Below are 3,357 nucleotides of genomic sequence, written 5' to 3'. Positions count from 1 at the left end.
ACAAATATAAACAAACTTTTTAATTATTGAAAAGTCGTCGATCGTTACGTTTTTCGAGATAACCGCGGTCGCAAAGTGTCTTGGCTGTAGCCAAAGTTCTAGTTCTTACAAAATCTAAATTTAGGATTAAGGGATTTTCTGTTCACAAGTAAAGGAACACACGCAAAACCATCTAGATTTTAACGCATAAAAAAAGAGGACACTACATCCTCTTGAAATTCTCTTTCTAAACTTTACGATAATTCCATAGGACCTGACAGTAACCGGTTCCGTTCAACCGGAGTTTCATTGTTTGTGCTGCGCAAGCAACGAATCCCTAGCTGTTATATGCAGTCTTTTTTAGTCATATTTTTTCATAAAATCTATCATGCTTAATTTATATCCATTTAGAAGTTTATGTAGTTCTTTGTTCAACACGAACATGTTAAAAGCATAATCTACTTTTTTATTTATTGAGAACTCTGTTGTCTCAGACAATCTTATATGCATTACAAAATCATTTCCGTCTTCAAACTTATCAGTATTTGCGGTCATATGTTCATTTGAGAAATGAATAAATCCGCTAGTATTTTCATATAATAATCTAAATCCAGGATACAAGCTATCTAATTTTTGAGATAGATATAAATCTGTCATTTTGTTATTTTCGGCATCTTTTATATTTCTAATATGTTCACCGTTTTGTATTCGATTATAAAAGTCCAGTCTATCTTTAACTAAGCTCAATGCAAATAATCTGATACAATTGTCTGCTTGAAGTCTCATTAAATTTATCGCTGTTATCCAATTATTGGATTCTGCAAGTGTTTTAAAACCTCTATTAAGTTCAATTGCTCTATGAACTATTGAAAATGTGAAATGGCTTGGTTTGGAAAGTAATTTTCGTTGTGTTTCGTTTGTAAAAATATCAATGGCTGTTTGATTTAGTTTGTTATTCAATTGCTCTAAAGATTCAAATCCTAGAATTAAATCAGCTTCAGAAACATTTTCATTTAGAGGTTGTTTTTCCATTGAGTTGTTTTTTCTGGTTATTGTAAAATTCTCCGCTGCGCAAAGTCTCCCGACTTTGTGCCAAATCCTATATGCCGTTAACACTTTACACTCACTTTATTATTTGCTCATTATAGTGGGCGTAAAGTCAGAGACGTTTGCGCAGCGTAAACGACAAATTTATTCTTTGAATGAGCACTTTGCGGAGCTGGGGGCTTGTGTCACAAGTTTATTCTTTTAATGAATACTTTGCGCAGCTGGGGTTTTTCCAAACACAAATCAAGCCTAGCAATCCCGTAAAACCGCCTTTGCTATGTGCTGGCTTATACTTTAATTATTCTTAATATTTTCCTTGGGCTTTGTACTTTATTTGGTCTTTATATGATTTCCAATCTGACGCACAATTGATATAATTTTTCAACAAATGTGACTGTTCTTCTGTTAAATCCACTTGAAAAAATGTTGATCTCGTATCTACTCTTAAAGTTTTAAGTTTTTCTACTTTTAGAAGATTAGAAATTTTGGCTGTGTTTATTATCTGACCACTGTATCCATTACAATTATATGGGAATACATAATTACCACCAGAATATCTTTCACCATTGTGGAACATGAAATAAATTGGGTTATAATCGTCAACACAATCTCCTTTTTTTATTTTAAAAATTAGTTTTGGATAAGTACCTTTCGTAATTCCAGCTAACACATAAACACTAAAATCTCCCAAGTCAATTTCGTCAGTTATTATCTTTGTTGTTGCAGTAACATCATCATTTATGACTTTTAAGCAATTTTGATCTGTTTGGGAAAAAGAAATGTTCGCAAATGAAAATAGAATAATAAAAATAGTAAATTTTGACATAATGATAATTTTAGGTTTCGTAATCTGCTTGTGTATAACTTCCCGCCAGCTTGGCGAGGTTTGGGACTAAATTAAGATTTATTTTCGGGTTATTATAAGTTTTCCAAGTACAAGACAAATTTTAAATTAAGCCCAAAACCCAAATCTTGCTAAACCGTCTTAGTGGCTGCCTTTTATTTCAAGATGAATATTTCACTTTTAAAAAAATCAAAAAGAAAAACTTTATCAAATTTAACATCTAATTCCACAAGCATATTTACATCAATAAATGAATAATCTGAATAACCGCTACTTCCTTCAATAACCATTAACAAATACTGTTTTTGTGTCGAAGAATTTGAACGATATTTTTCAATTAACGTTTCTTTGTTTCGAATATTTGAAATTATTAAATCCCTTGGTGAACCTGCGGAATATCCTATAGATAAACTTAAATATAATTCATCATGTGGATTAAAACACCATAATTTTACTAAATCATCATTAAGATTTGTATGGCTTTGGATATAGCATTCATACAATTTATTCGCTATTATTATTGCTTTCTGCGATAGTTCTTCTTTTGTGTATTTTCCAGGATGTGTGAGTTTAAATAATTTGGATTTATCAAGAAATTCAGGATGTCTATATTCAATTTCTTGTTGAAGACGTTTCTTTTCCTTCTTTGTAATATTTGTAATATCAAATTCAAAACTTAACGAAAAGAAAAGATGAGTGTTTGGAAAATGCTCTTTAAAAGTCTTATGAATTTGATTTATTAGCCATTCGTTTTTTTGAGCTTTTTGACGTGCCAATTCGTATGTAACTTCAACTATTTCCATTCCAATTTTCTGATTTTGCCATTTAACGACGAAGTCAGGTTCTTCACGAACCTCGATTATACTAACATCGTCGCCTTTGGCAACAATAAATTTGCCTAAATTAATAAGTTCACGTTTCTTTTTTCGCCATTCGTTATCCGACATTTCTCCCTTTTCGAAGAAATCTTCAATAACTTTCAAGACTTCTGCTTTATTGGACTTTAAATCTTGTCTTACTTTTTTCAAAATCGATAGCTTTTTTTATTGTAGGATTTTCGGAAGGTTGCCACTAACTTGTATATATAGGTCTGCCGATATTCGCCTTATCATCCCTAAATTGGGATGCTTTGTCTGAAAAGCGTCAGTATTTATTAATTTCAAATATATAAATAAATTAGTACAAATTATCAAAGTGATTTTTTATTCTTGAATTCCACGATCCGCGTGAAGGATGGCAGTGGAGCTCTTTTATGGGCAGCCTTTCTTTGGCTGGCGATAAAAAGCGGGAACGTACAGCCTGACGCACCGCAGAGAAACGGAGGTGCGGCACGCCCAAACAATCCAAATGTTTTAGATTTTTGGAGTCAGAATCCGATAGAATGCAACGCAAAAGGTTCGGGTGTAAAAAACTTGGTTGGCTTGTAAAAATTTTATAATTTTGCAGACCGAAATTATAATGTAAAGTAAAGAAGAAGATGGATATCA

General features: G+C 32.0%; 4 protein-coding genes. 1 reads left to right on the top strand and 3 read right to left on the bottom strand.

From position 1 onward, the window contains the following. Nucleotides 1-339 precede the first annotated feature (339 nt). The 3 genes from ACH2BG_RS07790 to ACH2BG_RS07780 all read right to left on the bottom strand — a co-directional run bounded on the left by ACH2BG_RS07790 (nt 340) and on the right by ACH2BG_RS07780 (nt 2,898). Nucleotides 340-1,011, bottom strand: coding sequence for a hypothetical protein (locus tag ACH2BG_RS07790; RefSeq protein ID WP_395047140.1), 672 nt, complete (start codon nt 1,009-1,011; stop codon nt 340-342). Between the two features lie 319 nt (nt 1,012-1,330). After that, nucleotides 1,331-1,852, bottom strand: a complete 522-nt coding sequence (locus tag ACH2BG_RS07785; RefSeq protein WP_395047139.1) for a hypothetical protein — start codon at nt 1,850-1,852, stop codon at nt 1,331-1,333. Nucleotides 1,853-2,025: 173 nt separating this feature from the next. Continuing rightward, entirely contained in the window at nt 2,026-2,898 is an 873-nt protein-coding gene (locus ACH2BG_RS07780; protein WP_395047138.1) for a hypothetical protein, read from the bottom strand. A 198-nt stretch (nt 2,899-3,096) separates the two neighbouring features. On the opposite strand from ACH2BG_RS07780, the gene ACH2BG_RS07775 reads away from it, so the two are divergent. After that, nucleotides 3,097-3,297: a hypothetical protein gene (locus ACH2BG_RS07775; protein ID WP_395047137.1), complete on the top strand. Its 201-nt coding sequence runs from the start codon at nt 3,097-3,099 to the stop codon at nt 3,295-3,297. Nucleotides 3,298-3,357: the final 60 nt, after the last annotated feature.

The sequence above is a fragment of the Flavobacterium sp. genome (genome assembly GCF_043779715.1).
In the GTDB taxonomy this organism is placed as follows: domain Bacteria; phylum Bacteroidota; class Bacteroidia; order Flavobacteriales; family Flavobacteriaceae; genus Flavobacterium.
The sequence above is the reverse complement of the archived record's forward strand: the minus strand, read 5'-3'. Positions and strand labels throughout refer to the sequence as shown.

Excerpts from the sequence above, each read along its gene's own strand:
- ACH2BG_RS07785 (WP_395047139.1), bottom strand. The coding sequence starts at position 1,852 with ATGTCAAAATTTACTATTTTTATTATTCTATTTTCATTTGCGAACATT.
- ACH2BG_RS07790 (WP_395047140.1), bottom strand. The coding sequence starts at position 1,011 with ATGGAAAAACAACCTCTAAATGAAAATGTTTCTGAAGCTGATTTAATT.